This window comes from Steroidobacter flavus (assembly GCF_042651805.1).
Lineage (GTDB): Bacteria > Pseudomonadota > Gammaproteobacteria > Steroidobacterales > Steroidobacteraceae > Steroidobacter > Steroidobacter flavus.
The window spans coordinates 134,158-148,453 of the sequence record NZ_JBHSDU010000002.1; the positions used below are offsets into that span (position 1 = coordinate 134,158).

The window sequence follows — 14,296 nt, forward strand, 5'->3', positions numbered from 1 at the left end:
CCGGCACGACCTTAGGGGCTGCGCAAGAGGTTGCCAATCCGGAAGTAATCGTAGACGGCGGCAAAAAAACGCTCTGGGGCTAAAAATTGAGCGTGCCGCGTGCGATCTCCACGACATCGCCGCTGACAAAGATGCGTCGTTCCGCGTCCACGTGCAGAAACAGCGTCGACGGGCGCGCCACGTACTCACCTTGTGATATCTGCAATTGGCAGGGCAGAGGCTGACCGGTGGCGAGGCACCAGCCGCCGAAATTGGCCGTGGCCGAGCCGGTTGCGGGATCCTCGAGGATGGCGGGGCCGTCCGGAAAGAAGAAGCGGGACAGGGTGCGGCCACCGGCGGGCGGCGCAAAGATATACGCCATGCTGTGGCCGTCTTCGCTGCGAACGGCGCCAAACAAATCGGGCCGCGGCGTGGCACGACGGACCGCAGCCTCGCTGGTCAAAGGAATGATCAGTTGTTCCTTGCCTGCTTTCACCCACAGCGGTTGCTCACCGATGTCACCTGCGTCGAGGCCGAGCATCGCCGCCAATTTGTCACGCGACGCCTCGCACGGACGCCATGTGGGCGCGTTGGCTTGCAGGGTCCAGCGATTGCCTTTCGCTTCGACCGGAATGATGCCGGCCTTCATTTCCAGACGCAGTTGATCGCCGCCCAGTCCCAGTTCGCGACAAACAAACGCGGTGCCGAGTGTGGGATGCCCGGCGAACGGCATTTCGTAACTGGGCGTGAAGATGCGCACGTGCGCGTTGGCCGAGCTCGAAGGTTCGATAAACGTCGTTTCAGATAAATTGAACTGACGCGCCAGCGCCTGCATGGTCTCGGTGTCCAGGCCGCTGGCGTCTTCGAAGACACACAGCGGATTGCCGGTGAGCGTGCCGCCGTTGAACGTGAACACGTTGACGATGCGGAAATTCAGAGTGCGCATGAATCGAACCTCGTAGCCGATGCGCTGTTGTAAGCGGATCGGGTCAGGGCGTAAATGCACAGTCCGGCGCGTGAACGCCGGCACAGATTCAGCCAGGCAGCGGCGGCAATCTCGCTTCGATCATTTGCGCAGCCGCGGCATAGTCCACGGCCGCGAGCGTGTCGGCTGTTTGAGTCAGTGCGAACAGGATTTCGCTTTGAATACGGCCGCGCTCAAAGGCGACCGAGTAAGGAATGTCGTCGCGAAACATGACCATCGAATAGCGCGGCACGAAGCGCGTCGGATGGCGGCGCTCCAGCTCGAGCGACAGGGCTTTGTGCAAATGGAACTTCGGATCGCGCACCGTATCGCGCATCTCCAGATAGTTCTCGATGGCCATATCGGCAATGGCGTTGGTGTTCGGCCGGCGCGAGGTTTCGAACTCGCGGAAGCTGCGTGCCCAATCGTTGCTGTTGGTGAGGAGTGCATCGAGCTCGCTGCAGTCTTCGAAACAACAATTCATGCCCTGACCATGGAAGGGCGTGATGGCATGGGCCGCATCGCCGATGAGTAACAGCCGATCTTCGAAAGACCACTGCTCACAACGCACTGTGCCCATGATGCCGGTGGGATGCTGAAAGAATTCCGCCGCCAGATCCGGCATCAGCTGTCGCACGTCAGGGAAGTGCGTGGCGAAGAAGGTTTCGATGCTGGCCGGTGTCGTCAGCGTCTCGAAGCTCTCGGGGCCATTGAGGGGCAGGAACAACGTGACCGTAAAGCTGCCGTCGATGTTTGGAAGCGCGATGAGCATGAAGCCGCCGCGCGGCCAGATGTGCAAGGCATGCTTGTCGATGCGGGGTTGGCCGTCTGGAAACGGCGGCAGGGTCAGTTCTTTGTAGCCGTGCTTGAGCAGGTCTTCAGTGCAGGCAATGTCGAGTTGCTCCACCATCGTCCGGCGCAAGATCGAGCCGGCGCCGTCGGTCGCAAACACGCGCTCCATTGCGATGTCGTGCGGCTGGCCAGAGGGCCCCTGGAACGTGATCTGATTGCGTGCGAAATCGGCGCTGACCGCCGAATGACGGAACAGCAGCTCGACGCCAGCCCGCTCGGCGGCATCGAGCAGAATGCAGTTCAAACCGGGCCGCGATACAGAATAGATGACTTCCTCGGGACGCTGGCCGTAAGGTACGAAGGTGAGTCCGCCACTCAGGTCGTGGAGCATGCGGCCGGGCAGGGGGACCAACTCGGGCTCCACCAGTTTCATCACGCCGGCAAGCTCCAGCGCTCGAATGCCGCGTGCCGCGAGGGCGAGATTGATGGAGCGACCCGCATCGAGGACGACGCGTCGCATATCGTCCTGGCGCTCATACAACCGCACGCGGTGACCGCGACGGGCCAGGATGATCGACAGCAGCGTGCCGGCCAGCCCCGCGCCAACAACGGTTATCGGTTCGTTACGTCTACCATCGGTCATTGCAGCGCCTGCTCCAGCGCGGCGACGAATTGCCACACATCGAGAAACGAATTGTAGAGCGGCACGGGGGCGACGCGAATGATGTCGGGTTCGCGCCAGTCACAAAAGATGCCTTGCGCGGCGAGCGCGTCGAACGCTACACGAGCTTCGTCGGCCGAACGATGCAGGCGAATCGAAAGCTGGCAGCCGCGCGCTTCGGGATCGCTCGGCGTCGTAACGGTGAGTGCCTTGGACAAACGAGCCTCGAGAAGCGATTGCAGGTAGGCCGTCAATCGCAGCGACTTGGCTCGCAACCTGTCCATGCCCGCCTTATCGAACAGCGGCAGCGAAGCCAGCAAGGGCGCGGCGGCGAGAATCGGTGGATTCGACAGCTGCCAGCCTTCCGCGCCCACAATGGGTTGGAAGGTGGACGGCATTTGAAACCGGCTCTGCTTGTCGTGGCCCCACCAGCCCGCGAAGCGGGGCAGGTCCACCGAGCGGGCGTGACGTTCATGAACGAAACAGCCGCCGATCGCACCGGGGCCGGCGTTCAGATATTTGTAACTGCACCACACCGCGAAATCGACGCCCCAGTCATGCAGGCGCAGCGGCACGTTGCCGATGGCATGGGCCAGATCGAAGCCGACGGTGCAGCCTTGTTGTCGGGCACAGCGAGTGATGGCTTCGATATCGAAGCGCTGACCCGTCAAGTACTGCACGCCCGGCAACATCACCGTGGCAATGCGCTGACCTTCGCGTTCGATCAGCGAACAAATGTCTTCGGTGCGAAGCACGTCTTCGCCCGCTCGCGGGCCGATCTCGATCAGCGCGGTCTTCGGATCGAAGCCGTGATATTTGATCTGTGAGGCGACCGCGTACTGATCCGACGGGAACGCCGTTTGCTCGATCAGAATGGCGTCTCGTCCAGGACGCGGACGGTAGAAGCTGGCAAACATCAGGTGCAGGTTCACCGTGAGCGAGTTCATCGCGACGACTTCGATGGGCTGCGCGCCCACCAGCGTCGCGAGCGAATTCGTCAGCAGCTCGTGATACGGCAGCCACGGACGCGACGATGCGAAATGACCTTCGACCGCAAACTCCGCCCAATGCTTGAGTTCTTCGTTGAGCACACGGGCCACACCGCGCGGCTGCAGGCCAAGCGAGTGACCGCACAGATAAACGCTGTCGCCGCCGTGCTCGCGTTGAGGAATGAAAAACTCGGCGCGCAGCGGTGCCAGAGAATCGGCGGCATCCTGCTGTTCGGCGAAGGTGCGCTCGACGGAAACGTTCATGCGGGTGACAGAGGTAACAAAATGGGTCGTGCAGGCGCGGCGTCGATCACAAACGGCGCGACCTGCAGGTTCAGCAAATACGGCCCATCGGCGACGGCATCGTCGATGAATGCCATTTCCGTGATGGTGGCGTGCTTGCGAGTCACAGTCGCTGCGGACGTGCTTCCCGCTGGCATGCCCCAGAAAATGCGATGGTTGGCGAGTTTGCCGCCATCCTGAGCTCGATCTATCGAAGGCAGGTCCACGACCAACGTATCGATACCGTGCTCGACGATGTGACGCATGGCTTCGATGGTGAAGTACGCCGGCATTGGGCCCGCGTCGTAGTTGCACGTGAGCTTGGACGATTCGTTCGGCAGCGTTCGCACGACCAGCGCTTGATAGTCGCTCAACGTCGCAGTGCCGATTGCTTTGCTCAGCGCAGCCATGGAGATCACTCGATCGCCAGGAATTTCAGCGGATGACTCAGGTGTGACGGTGATCAGCAACGCGGCGCTCAAATGCCGGATCGCCAGATCGCGCACACTCAAACGTTCCGCGGTGATGTGGCCCACGCACTCGGTGTGCGTGCCGTTGCAATGAGGTGCCAGTGTATGAACGGAGCAATTACAGCTGCCGCCATGACGCACGTCGCCGACGAACGAGCCCGCCGTTATCGGTTGCGAGCTTGCGGCCGCGGCGCCGAAGAACGTCGGCTGCGCTTCGTTGAATCGCAGCGGAATGGAAATGTCGTGGCCGGCGGCCGCGACGTGCCAACGCCGACCGCCAATCTCGACAGCGAACGCAGTGGAAGCAGAGGACGAGTCACGCATCGAACGATGCTGATCAGCGCTTGTGCGCGACGGCGCCGCAGGCCTGACAGGTCCGCATTTCCAGCGAGCTGTAGAAGCGCTCGAACACCGGCGGCAACTGCTGCTCGATGTCGCTGACGTGCAAATATTCGGCATGCAGCGGGTAGGAGCAGTGCTCGCAGAACCAGAGAAAGCCGTCCTGCTCTTCGGGCCGCCGCTTGCGCTCGATCACCAGCCCGACCGTGTTTGCATAACGTTGCGGGGAGTGCGGCACGCGCGGCGGTAACAGCAGGATTTCGCCTTCGCGGATTGGAATGTCGACCCGGGCGCCCTCCTGCATGGTGCGCAGGGTCATGTCGCCCTCCAGCTGATAGAAGAATTCCTCGCCCGGGTCCTCGTGATAATCGGTGCGCGAATTCGGGCCGCCGACCACCATGATGATGAACTCGGACTCACGGAACACCAGCCGGTTGTTGACCGGCGGTTTGAGGTATTCGCGATGCTTGTCGATCCAGTCGCGAAAATTGAAGGCTTTGAGCGGGCTCATGCTGGGTTCTCCGCGGGTGGCCAGTATACCTTGCGTCCGGCGCGGTCACAGACCATGCTTGTCAGCCAATGCGGAGGACACCGCTCATGACGCGTCAATGCGTAACTTCAGCGTCGCTATTGTGGCTGACGCTGCTATTCAGCCTGCCCGCGACGGCAGTCGCCGAGGGTCAGGCCGCCACGCCCGATACGCAGGTGACGGGCGCCGACCCGGTTCAATCCATCTGGAAGCACCAGGAAATCGCCTTCTATTTCCAGAGTTTCACCACGTTCTATTCCTGTACCAGCCTGGAATCGAAGCTCGAGCGCATCATGCGCGAGCTCGGGGTGCATGCCAGGGTCAAGGTGCGCTCGGCGGACTGTCCGTCCTCGGTGGCTCGTATGCCTCGGGTCGTCATGCAAGTCGTCAGTCCCGTCGAGGCGACACCGGCGGCGCTGGCCGACCGGGATAAGAATAAGAGTGTGCGTGAGCTGGCCCAGCGGGTCCGGGGCAAGAAGAGCGATCATCCGCTCGACAGCCTCGAGGAATTTCCGGCTCAGTGGCGGCCGGTGTCATTGACGCGCGGTCGTCTGGACCTGCAACCGGGCGATTGCGAGCTGATCGACGAGCTGCAGAAAAAGGTGTTGCCGAAGCTGGCCGTGCGCATCGTGCGCGACGACGTGCAGTGCTCACCGAATCAACTCACGATGGGACAGCCCCGGCTGGAAGTCGAGGCGCTGATCGAAGTGCCCAAGCCCGACGAAGCCCAACAAAAGCAGGGCACTTAGTCGTTGCCGGGCTTGAGCCCCGACGAGTAGCACGCCACGAACACCGGCGTGGGCGGCGATTGATCGAGCCGCACCGCGCAGAGCTTTTCGCCCCACACACAGCCGGTGTCGATCGCAAGCACGCCGTCGGCATCGTGATAACCGAGAGCCGACCAGTGACCGCAAACGATGCGAGCCTCGCGCGAGCGTCGATCGGGCACCCGGAACCACGGCATCAGGTGATTCGGCGCGTCTTTCACTTCGCCTTTGAACTTCAAATCCAGACGCCCGTCGGCGCGACAGAAGCGCAGTCGCGTGAGACAGTTGGTGATGAAGCGCAGGCGCTCCATTCCTTTTAAGTCATCCGACCAGCGATCCGGTTTGTCGCCGTACATGTTGGCGAACAACTCGCGACAGCTGCGCTCGTCGCGCAATGTTTCTTCGAGCTCGCGCGCACAGGCCTGCGCCAGTTTCAGATCCCACTGCGGCGGCAGCCCGGCGTGAATCATGGTGTAGCCGAGCCTGGCATCGTGATGAAGCATCGGACGATGACGCAGCCAGTCGAGCAATTCGTCGCGATCGGGTGCGGCGAGGATTTCTTTGAGCGTGTCTTTGGATTTAACCGGCTCGGTCGGCGACAACGCCAGCGCGAGCAGATGCAGATCGTGATTGCCGAGCACGCTGATCGCGACGTTGCCGAGCGCTTTCACTCGACGTAACACTTCCAGCGAGCGCGGTCCGCGATTGACCAGATCGCCGACCAGCCACAGCGTGTCGCGCGAAGGGGAGAAGTTGAGTCGGGTCAGGAGCTGCGAGAATTCTTCGTCACAACCCTGAACGTCGCCGATGGCGTAGACGGCCATGGCGGCGTCGCTTAGTGGAGCAGCCCTGGCATGGCCAAGGTGAACGGCGCGATCGGCGCATCGAAGTGCGCGCCGTCATCGGCCAGCATCTGATAGCTGCCCTGCATGGCGCCTACCGGCGTTTCCAGCACGGCACCGCTGGAGTAACGGAAACCCTGGCCGGGCAGCAGGTAAGGCTGCTCGCCGACCACACCTTCGCCGCGCACTTCTTTCACCTTGCCGTTGGCGTCGGTGATCACCCAATGACGCGTCAGCAGGCGCGCCGGCACCTGACCTTCGTTACGGATGGTGATGGTGTAGGAAAAGGCATAGTGGCCTTCGTCCGGCTTGGACTGCTCGCCGACATAGTTGGCGCTCACGTCGACGCGAATCTTATGAAGCGCGGCAGACGCGGGGTCGGCATCGCGCACCGGATGGCTGGAGGAGGCGCGACTTTTTGGGGGCGTGGTGTCTGTCATATCCGGATGACTGGCTCTAAGCCGGAACGATTCTAGCAGTCCCGAGGTACGATCTTGCCGGAAAAATAGCACCGGTCGGTGATGGACCGCGCGTCCGAATCTTATGTCCGCTTTAGTGCAGACGGACCGCCAGCACATCGCAGGGCGCGGCGTGCAGGATGGTGTCTTCGGTGAAGTTCAGCAGGATGGCGAGGCCGTGTCGCTCACGGCTGCCGAGCACGATGAGATCGCTGTGAAGACGCTGCGCGGCTCGAATGATTTCGGCCTTGATGCCGCCGGTTTCGACCACCTGTCGGCTGTTCGACAGTGACAGTCGGGCGGCGAGCTCGGCGAGCCGCAGCTTGGCCCGCTCCACCAGCTCGCCTTCGATCTGCACCGTCGGCAGCAGCGCTTCGCCCATGGGCTCGACCGGCACATATTCGACCACGTGGAGCAGCGTGATCTCGGATTGGTAACAGGCGGCGATGGCCTTGGCCCGTTCGCCGATGATCTGACTGTCGTCGGACAGGTCGACCACGAGCAGAATGTTCTTGTAGTCGCGCATTGCAGTCCCCTCTATGCGAGCCAACGAAGGTCGGGTCGATTATAGGAGCTTGGCGGCCAGCCGGCTGCTCAGCGCGACAAATTCGGCCGGCGACAGCACCTCGGCGCGCAGGCCCGGATCGATGCCGGCCGCGACGATATCTTCGCTGTCCAGGAAAGGTTTCAGCGAATTGCGCAGGGTCTTGCGTCGTTGCGAGAAGGCGGCGCCGACCACGGTCGAATAATGCCGGGGGTCGCCGATCGCCAGGGGTTGTTCATGCGGTGTCAGCCGCACCACGGTGGACACGACTCTCGGCGGCGGCTTGAATGCGCCGGGGCCAATATCGAACAGCGGCTCAACCCGCACCCACGGCGCCAGCATCACCGTCAGCCGGCCGTAGTGCTCCGAGCCGGGCGCCGCGGCCATGCGGTCCACCACCTCTTTTTGCAGCATGAAGTGCATGTCGAGAATGCGCTCGCGCTGTTCGATCAGGTGAAACAGCAGCGGCGTGGATATGTTGTAGGGCAGGTTGCCGACCAGTCTCAGTCGCTCGCCTTCATATATATGAGCGAACGAGAACTCCAGGACGTCGGCCGAATGGATGTGCAGGCGCGGGTCGTTGCCGGTGAGCTCCTGCAGGTGACGGATCGCGTCGCGGTCGATCTCGACGGCGTGCAATTCGTTCAGGCGGGCCAACAACGGGACCGTGAGCGCGCCCAGGCCGGGCCCGATCTCGACCATACGATCCTGCGGCTGAGGAGCGATCGCGGCGACGATGCGCCCGATCACACCCGGGTCATGCAGGAAGTGCTGGCCGAATCGTTTGCGAGCTTGGTGCATGGGTCATTCGAAGCGCTATCTGCATCGCTGCGGCCAGACTGCTGTCGTCGGCCTGGCCGGTGCCGGCCAACGACAGCGCGGTGCCGTGATCGACGGAAGTGCGCACGATGGGCAGGCCGAGGGTGATGTTCACACAGTCGCCGAAGCCGGCGTATTTGATCACCGGCAGGCCCTGATCATGAAACATCGCGAGCACGGCGTCGGCCTGCTGAAGCATGTGAGGAGTGAAAGCCGTGTCCGCGGGCGCAGGGCCGATGAGGCGCAAGCCTTCCGCACGCAGCCGATTCAGTGTGGGCTCGATCACTTCGATTTCTTCGCGGCCGAGGTGGCCCGACTCGCCCGCGTGAGGATTCAATCCCAACACCAGCAGGCGCGGCTCGGCGATATCGAAGCGAGTGCGAAGATCGTGATCGAGGATACGAATGACACGGGTCAACGTGTCATCGGTGATCGCCGCGCTCACGTCGAGTAGCGGCAGATGTGTGGTGACGAGCGCGACGCGCAGCGAGTCGGTGGCCAGCATCATTACTGGATGCGAGCCGCCGGTTCGTTCAGCGAGATATTCCGTGTGTCCGGAGAACGGCACGCCCGCGTCGTTGATGACGCTCTTTTGCACAGGCGCAGTCACCATCGCGTCGAACTCGCCCGTGAGACAACCTTGAGCGGCGGCGTCGAGCAGGTTCAGTACATAACGTGCGTTCGCGACGTTCAGCTTGCCGGACTCGACGGGCGCAGCCGTCGGTACATGCAACACGCGCAACGTGCCGGGCTGATGAGTCGGCACCACAGTGCTGCTGACATAAGGGAGGAGTCGGATGCTGAGTCGCAGCTGTTGAGCGCGTTGTTTCAACAGCTCGATGTCGGCGGCGACGACGACATCGCAAGGCCAATCGCGCGCGGCGATGGTGAGACACAGATCCGGCCCGATGCCTGCTGGCTCACCCGAAGTTACGATGAGCCGCGGTAGGCGCTGGGTCACATCCTGTATTCCACAAACGCTTCGTCGCGCAGGCGACGCAGCCACAGTTCGGTTTCTTCTTCGGCCTTGGACTCGCGCAGCTCGGCGAACGCGCGCTGACGCTTCAGGTCGTCGGTCGAATCGTGCTGACGGCGACCGAGCAGCTGCACGATGTGCCAGCCGTATTGAGTCTTGAACGGCTTGGAGATCTCATTCTCGCTGAGCGCCGTGATCTGTTTCTCGAACTCGGGCACGAAGGCACCGGGACCGGACCAGCCCAGGTCGCCGCCATCGGCAGCCGAGCCCGGATCCTGCGAGGTCACCGCGGCGATGGCGGCGAAGTCTTCCTTGCCGTCGATGACCCGGGTGCGAATGTTGTTGAGCTTCTGCTCGACGGTCTGGTCGTCTTCCAGCTCGGTGGTCCGGAGCAGGATGTGACGTGCATGCACCTGCGCCACCACCGACTGTTGCACGCCGCCGCGCACTTCGTTCAGACGGAAGATATGGAAGCCGCTCGGCGTGCGGATGGGCTGCGAGGTCTGGCCCGGCTGCATCTTGGGAATGTTTTCCGCAAGGATGGACGGCAGCTGCGAGCCGCGACGCCAGCCGAGCGAACCGCCTTCGATGTTGGTGCTGCTATCGGAGTAGGTGACCGCGAGCTGCGCGAAGTCATCGCCGGCATTCGCTTTGTCGAAGACTTCCTTGGCGCGCTTTTCGCGAGCTTCGATCTGCTCGGGCGACGCGCTCACCGGCACGGAAATCAGAATGTGCGAAACGTTGTATTCGGCATTCTTGTCCGGCGCGGCCTGCTGCCGGGTCATGAACTGTTCGAGCTCGCGCGGCGAAATATTGATACGACCGATCACGTCGCGCTGACGGAGCAGCTGCAGGGTCATCTGCCGGCGAATCTCGTCGCGGAAGGTGCGGTAGTCGATGCCTTGCTGGGCCAGCGCCTGAGGCAGGTCGGCGAAACCGATGTTGTTACGCTTGGCGACGTCGTCGAGCGCGCCGTTCAGCATTTCGTCGGAGACCTGAATGCCGAGCTTGTTGGCCCGCTGGACCTGGATTTCCTCGACCACCAGGCGCTCGAGGATCTGCTGACGCAGGACGTTGCGCGGCGGCAGTTCGGTGTTTTGCTGACGCAGCCGGGCGGTGATTTCCTCGGTCTGCTCATCGAGCTGCGAGTTCAGCACCACGCCGTCGTTGACCACGGCGGCGATACGGTCGAGCAGGACGCCGTTGCTGGACAGCTCGCGGGTCTGGGCGAGGGCACCGCCGGCCAGGCCGAGCAGGCTCAGGCCAAGCAGGCAGCCACGGATCGCGCTAGTAACTTTGGAGGTGGGGCGGAGGAGTTTCATGCGTAACCAGGGTTAAGAGCCCACTGGGGCGGCCTCTGAGGCGAGGCGTCATTCATCCTTAGGCGAATCGATGGAGTATCCCCGAATCGACCGTTCCAGAAAAGTATCGGCCCCCACTCCGACATTCGACAGGCCGTTAAGTTCGAGCTGGAACAGCACGCTGGTGTCCAGATCGCCGGTGCGGTCGCTGACATAGCGCCGGCCGACCACACGGAACCGCCAGCAACAGGAGCGATACTCGAGGCCGAGGAACTGGTCGATCACGCCCTTCTCGTCGACCCGGGTCTGCGAGCTGCTTTGGGAGCCGTCGTCGATGGCGTCGCCTTCCAGCGAATACACCATGCGGGCGTACACGCTCCATTGCTTGCTGACCGGCCAGGCCACCGAGCCGTCGACCTGCTCGAGCCGGTCGCGACGGAACCGGTACCCCAGGTTCATGACCCGGTCGAAGTCGGGCTTGTACTGGAGCGCCAGCTGGCCGCGCTCCGAGCGCGTCTCGCCGGGATCCCATTGAATGCCGCCGCGGATGTTCCAATTGCCATAGGCGCGCAGATCGAGCTCGGCGACGATGTCGGAGGTCTCGGTATCGTTCTGCACTTCGCCCGGCAACGTCACTTTCGGCCGGTCGAAGTAATACGCCTGGCCGATGGTCGCGGCGATGTACTGCTCGCCGGTGTTCGCATCGAGCCAGCGCGAGGTGAAGCCGATCGCCAGCTCGTTGGCGTCGCCGAGCCGGTCGCCGCCGACATAACGGTTGGTGCGGAACAGTTGCACCAGATTCAAATCGGCCAGCTCGGTGTCGAACACCGGCAGGTTGTCCTGGTTCCGATAAGGAACATACAAATACATGAAGCGCGGCTCGATGGTGCTCAGCCGCTGTTTACGCGAGCCGAACAAGCGCTCGAACACCATGCCGCCGTCGACGCTCATCACCGGCGCCGAGCGCGTGAATGTATCGTCGGTTCTGATCGTATTGCCGAGACTGTCCGTGATCGGGACCGACCGATCGAGCTGATAGCGCGTGTAGCGCCAGCTGGCCGACGGCTCGAGATAAACGCCCGCGCCTCGCAGCGGCATGCGGATCTCGGGAGCGAAGTCGGTACGCCAGCCGGTGTTCAGGGTATCGACGTTGTGCTGGAAGTTGGCGAGCTCGAAATCCATGCCGTAGGTGAGCCCGAACGGCTGATCCGGAAAGCTCGCGCGCACCGCCATCTGCGGCAGCATGGTGTAAGGGCGATCTTCCGGCGCGATCGGCATCCGGTTGTCGGTGGCGAAGTCGATGGTCTGGAAGTTCTGCGCCCGCACGATGGCCAGCCAGCGATCGTCGAGATACGTGAGGCTGGCCGAGCGGTTCAGATACGTGACGCTGGTGCCTTCGGGGCCCATGCCGAAGTCCTCGAACCATTCGTCGTCGCTGACGTTGGCGGCGTCGACGTTGAGGCGCAGGCGGCTGGTGAAATCGGATTGATCGACGAAGCGGATCAGGCTGCGCTCCGATTCGAACTTGTCGTCGTGGGGCAGATACTGGACCTCGAGCTGACCTTCGCCGGCCCGGTTCAGGTAACGAAATTCACTGTCGAGCTTCAGGCCGCGCTTGCTGAAGTAAGTGGGCGTGAAGGTCGCGTCGTAGTTGGTGGCGATGTTCCAGTACCAGGGCACCGACAGCGAATAGCCGCTGCGCGAGGAGGTGCCCAGCGTCGGAAACAGGAACCCCGACTTGCGCTCGTTGCCGACCGGAAAGGAAATGAACGGCGCGTACAGCAGCGGCACGCCCTTGAAGTCCAGGCGCACACCGCGGCCGATGCCGATACCGACGCGCTGGTTGATGTCGATGTCGGATGCGGTGAGCATCCAGTCTTCGTTGCCGAGCGGGCAGGTCGTGTACCTGACTTTGTCGAGCGACAGCGTGCCCTCGGTAGTCGCCCGGATACGATCGGCCGAGCCGCGCGCATTACGATCCGCCAGCTCGAACTCGGCGTGGTCGAAGACCGCGCCGCCGGCACGATCGACATGGGCCCCCTGGCCTTGCACGGTGACCGTGCCATCGGTGTACTTGACGCCCTCAGTGACGTCGAAGCTTTCGTCCTGCGTGTTGTAGGTGGCGTCACGGGTCTCGATACGGCGCTCGCCCTGACGGATCTCGACTTTGCCGGTGAGCTTCAGATTGCCGTCGCGCGTGCCTTCGGCGCCGTCAGATTCGAACTCGACGTCTTCGGGCAGCGGCGCAGGTGCCTTGACCTCGCGGCGAGTCGCCGACGTGCTGGCTTGAGTATTCGGTGCCGGGCACTTGGGCGCTTCTTGCGAAGCCGCCGGCTCTGCAGCCTTTGCAGGGTCGTCGGCCGCGTACGCCGCGCCCGATAGCGACGAGGCAGCCAGCACTGCGGCGATTGCAATTGAAAGGCTTGTTAGGGGTGTCGCAGTTCGGTGCATCGGGGGGCGATTATAATGAGCGCCGTTCTTCGCTGGCCGTCTATTTACGTCCCACACCAAAATTGGAGCAGCGTCTCGCGTGTCCTCACTTTCAAACGATGGTTCCGACCTGCGTCTGCAACAGCTCGAGCTCTGGCTCGCCGGGCTGTTCGGTGCGCGCGATTTCACGGTGACCACGGCCTCCGCCGACGCCAGCTTCCGTCGTTATTTCCGTGTTTCGCGCCAGGGGCACACCTGGATTGCCATGGATGCTCCGCCGGGTAAAGAGGACATGGGGCCGTACATCCGCGTCTCGGCCATGCTGGTCGATGTGGGGGTGAACGCGCCCAAGGTGCTGCATCGGGACGACACCAACGGCTTCTTGCTGAACACCGATCTGGGCTCGCGGACCTATCTGGCCGACCTGGACGCCGGTGCCGATGCCGAGCCGCTGTATCGCGAGGCCATCGAAGCATTGGTCGCTATTCAAGCGCGGGCTGGTCAACACGCCGCGCAGCTGCCGCCGTATGACGATGCGCTGCTGCGTCGTGAGATGGGACTGTTTCCTGAATGGTTCTGTATCAAGCATCTCGGCCTGCAGTTGAGCGAGACCGAGGTGGTCGGGCTCGCCAATACATTCGACACGCTGGTCGCCGCAGCCTTGGAACAGCCGCGAGTGTTCGTTCATCGCGACTATCACTCGCGCAATCTCATGGTCACCGACGGCGTGAGTCACGATAAGGGCGGGCACGGCGCCAATCCCGGCATTCTGGATTTCCAGGATGCGGTGTTGGGGCCGGTGACGTACGACCTGGTGTCCCTGCTACGCGACTCGTATGTGCAGTGGCCGATCGAGCGCGTGCACGCCTGGATCAAACATTTCCGGGACGTGGGTCAGCGCCAGGGCGTCGATGTGGGCGCGAATCCCGCGCAGTTCCAGCGCTGGTTCGATCTGATGGGCGTGCAGCGTCAGCTCAAGGTGCTCGGCATCTTCGCGCGTCTGTATCACCGCGACGGCAAGTCCGGTTACTTGAAGGATCTGCCGCGCACGCTGAGTTATGTCAGGCAGGTCACGAAGAATTACAGCGACCTGGACTTCCTCACCGGCTTCATCGAACAGCGCATCGTCCCGGCGATGACCCGGCTGTAGGACA

General features: G+C 62.7%; 14 protein-coding genes. 2 read left to right on the top strand and 12 right to left on the bottom strand.

What is annotated here, in order from left to right:
- Positions 1-79: 79 nt before the first annotated feature.
- The 5 genes from ACFPN2_RS04760 to ACFPN2_RS04780 form a co-directional block, all read right to left on the bottom strand.
- Entirely contained in the window at positions 80-925 is an 846-nt protein-coding gene (locus ACFPN2_RS04760) for a PhzF family phenazine biosynthesis protein (protein ID WP_380595479.1), read from the bottom strand.
- Between the two features lie 88 nt (positions 926-1,013).
- A complete protein-coding gene (locus tag ACFPN2_RS04765) occupies positions 1,014-2,378 on the bottom strand; it encodes an FAD-dependent oxidoreductase (protein WP_380595480.1) in 1,365 nt (454 codons plus the stop codon).
- The gene (kynU, locus tag ACFPN2_RS04770) at positions 2,375-3,649 is read right to left on the bottom strand and encodes a kynureninase (RefSeq protein WP_380595481.1); all 1,275 of its coding nucleotides are present in this window, start codon (positions 3,647-3,649) and stop codon (positions 2,375-2,377) included. Before kynU ends, ACFPN2_RS04765 begins: the two co-directional genes overlap by 4 nt.
- Positions 3,646-4,461, bottom strand: a complete 816-nt coding sequence (locus tag ACFPN2_RS04775) for a cyclase family protein (RefSeq protein WP_380595482.1) — start codon at positions 4,459-4,461, stop codon at positions 3,646-3,648. The genes kynU and ACFPN2_RS04775 overlap by 4 nt, the downstream gene beginning before the upstream one ends.
- A 13-nt stretch (positions 4,462-4,474) precedes the next feature.
- Positions 4,475-4,987 (bottom strand): 3-hydroxyanthranilate 3,4-dioxygenase, encoded by a 513-nt coding sequence (locus ACFPN2_RS04780; protein ID WP_380595483.1) that lies wholly within the window; start codon positions 4,985-4,987, stop codon positions 4,475-4,477.
- A gap of 86 nt (positions 4,988-5,073) precedes the next feature.
- Between ACFPN2_RS04780 and ACFPN2_RS04785 the strand changes: the two genes are divergently transcribed.
- Entirely contained in the window at positions 5,074-5,754 is a 681-nt protein-coding gene (locus tag ACFPN2_RS04785; protein WP_380595484.1) for a hypothetical protein, read from the top strand.
- Here the strand turns inward: ACFPN2_RS04785 and ACFPN2_RS04790 are convergent.
- The 7 genes from ACFPN2_RS04790 to ACFPN2_RS04820 all read right to left on the bottom strand — a co-directional run bounded on the left by ACFPN2_RS04790 (position 5,751) and on the right by ACFPN2_RS04820 (position 13,112).
- Positions 5,751-6,596 (bottom strand): symmetrical bis(5'-nucleosyl)-tetraphosphatase, encoded by an 846-nt coding sequence (locus ACFPN2_RS04790; protein ID WP_380595485.1) that lies wholly within the window; start codon positions 6,594-6,596, stop codon positions 5,751-5,753. The two genes, ACFPN2_RS04785 and ACFPN2_RS04790, sit on opposite strands and share 4 nt — an antisense overlap.
- An 11-nt stretch (positions 6,597-6,607) precedes the next feature.
- The gene (gene apaG / locus ACFPN2_RS04795) at positions 6,608-7,054 is read right to left on the bottom strand and encodes a Co2+/Mg2+ efflux protein ApaG (RefSeq protein WP_380595486.1); all 447 of its coding nucleotides are present in this window, start codon (positions 7,052-7,054) and stop codon (positions 6,608-6,610) included.
- A gap of 112 nt (positions 7,055-7,166) precedes the next feature.
- Positions 7,167-7,598 (bottom strand): universal stress protein, encoded by a 432-nt coding sequence (locus ACFPN2_RS04800; protein ID WP_380595487.1) that lies wholly within the window; start codon positions 7,596-7,598, stop codon positions 7,167-7,169.
- 39 nt (positions 7,599-7,637) lie between these two features.
- Positions 7,638-8,417 carry a 16S rRNA (adenine(1518)-N(6)/adenine(1519)-N(6))-dimethyltransferase RsmA gene (rsmA, locus tag ACFPN2_RS04805; RefSeq protein ID WP_380595488.1) on the bottom strand — a complete coding sequence of 260 codons (780 nt, stop codon included), beginning with the start codon at positions 8,415-8,417 and terminating at the stop codon, positions 7,638-7,640.
- Positions 8,374-9,396, bottom strand: coding sequence for a 4-hydroxythreonine-4-phosphate dehydrogenase PdxA (gene pdxA / locus ACFPN2_RS04810; protein ID WP_380595489.1), 1,023 nt, complete (start codon positions 9,394-9,396; stop codon positions 8,374-8,376). Before pdxA ends, rsmA begins: the two co-directional genes overlap by 44 nt.
- Positions 9,393-10,733, bottom strand: a complete 1,341-nt coding sequence (locus tag ACFPN2_RS04815; protein WP_380595490.1) for a peptidylprolyl isomerase — start codon at positions 10,731-10,733, stop codon at positions 9,393-9,395. Before ACFPN2_RS04815 ends, pdxA begins: the two co-directional genes overlap by 4 nt.
- A 48-nt stretch (positions 10,734-10,781) precedes the next feature.
- Entirely contained in the window at positions 10,782-13,112 is a 2,331-nt protein-coding gene (locus tag ACFPN2_RS04820; RefSeq protein WP_380595491.1) for an LPS-assembly protein LptD, read from the bottom strand.
- 130 nt (positions 13,113-13,242) lie between these two features.
- On the opposite strand from ACFPN2_RS04820, the gene ACFPN2_RS04825 reads away from it, so the two are divergent.
- A complete protein-coding gene (locus ACFPN2_RS04825; protein WP_380595492.1) occupies positions 13,243-14,292 on the top strand; it encodes an aminoglycoside phosphotransferase family protein in 1,050 nt (349 codons plus the stop codon).
- Positions 14,293-14,296: the final 4 nt, after the last annotated feature.

What these genes read in the sequence shown, in the direction of transcription:
- ACFPN2_RS04760 (WP_380595479.1), bottom strand. Translation starts at nt 925, where the DNA reads ATGCGCACTCTGAATTTCCGCATCGTCAACGTGTTCACGTTCAACGGC.
- ACFPN2_RS04765 (WP_380595480.1), bottom strand. Translation starts at nt 2,378, where the DNA reads ATGACCGATGGTAGACGTAACGAACCGATAACCGTTGTTGGCGCGGGG.
- kynU (WP_380595481.1), bottom strand. Translation starts at nt 3,649, where the DNA reads ATGAACGTTTCCGTCGAGCGCACCTTCGCCGAACAGCAGGATGCCGCC.
- ACFPN2_RS04775 (WP_380595482.1), bottom strand. Translation starts at nt 4,461, where the DNA reads ATGCGTGACTCGTCCTCTGCTTCCACTGCGTTCGCTGTCGAGATTGGC.
- ACFPN2_RS04780 (WP_380595483.1), bottom strand. Translation starts at nt 4,987, where the DNA reads ATGAGCCCGCTCAAAGCCTTCAATTTTCGCGACTGGATCGACAAGCAT.
- ACFPN2_RS04785 (WP_380595484.1), top strand. Translation starts at nt 5,074, where the DNA reads ATGACGCGTCAATGCGTAACTTCAGCGTCGCTATTGTGGCTGACGCTG.
- ACFPN2_RS04790 (WP_380595485.1), bottom strand. Translation starts at nt 6,596, where the DNA reads ATGGCCGTCTACGCCATCGGCGACGTTCAGGGTTGTGACGAAGAATTC.
- apaG (WP_380595486.1), bottom strand. Translation starts at nt 7,054, where the DNA reads ATGACAGACACCACGCCCCCAAAAAGTCGCGCCTCCTCCAGCCATCCG.
- ACFPN2_RS04800 (WP_380595487.1), bottom strand. Translation starts at nt 7,598, where the DNA reads ATGCGCGACTACAAGAACATTCTGCTCGTGGTCGACCTGTCCGACGAC.
- rsmA (WP_380595488.1), bottom strand. Translation starts at nt 8,417, where the DNA reads ATGCACCAAGCTCGCAAACGATTCGGCCAGCACTTCCTGCATGACCCG.
- ACFPN2_RS04815 (WP_380595490.1), bottom strand. Translation starts at nt 10,733, where the DNA reads ATGAAACTCCTCCGCCCCACCTCCAAAGTTACTAGCGCGATCCGTGGC.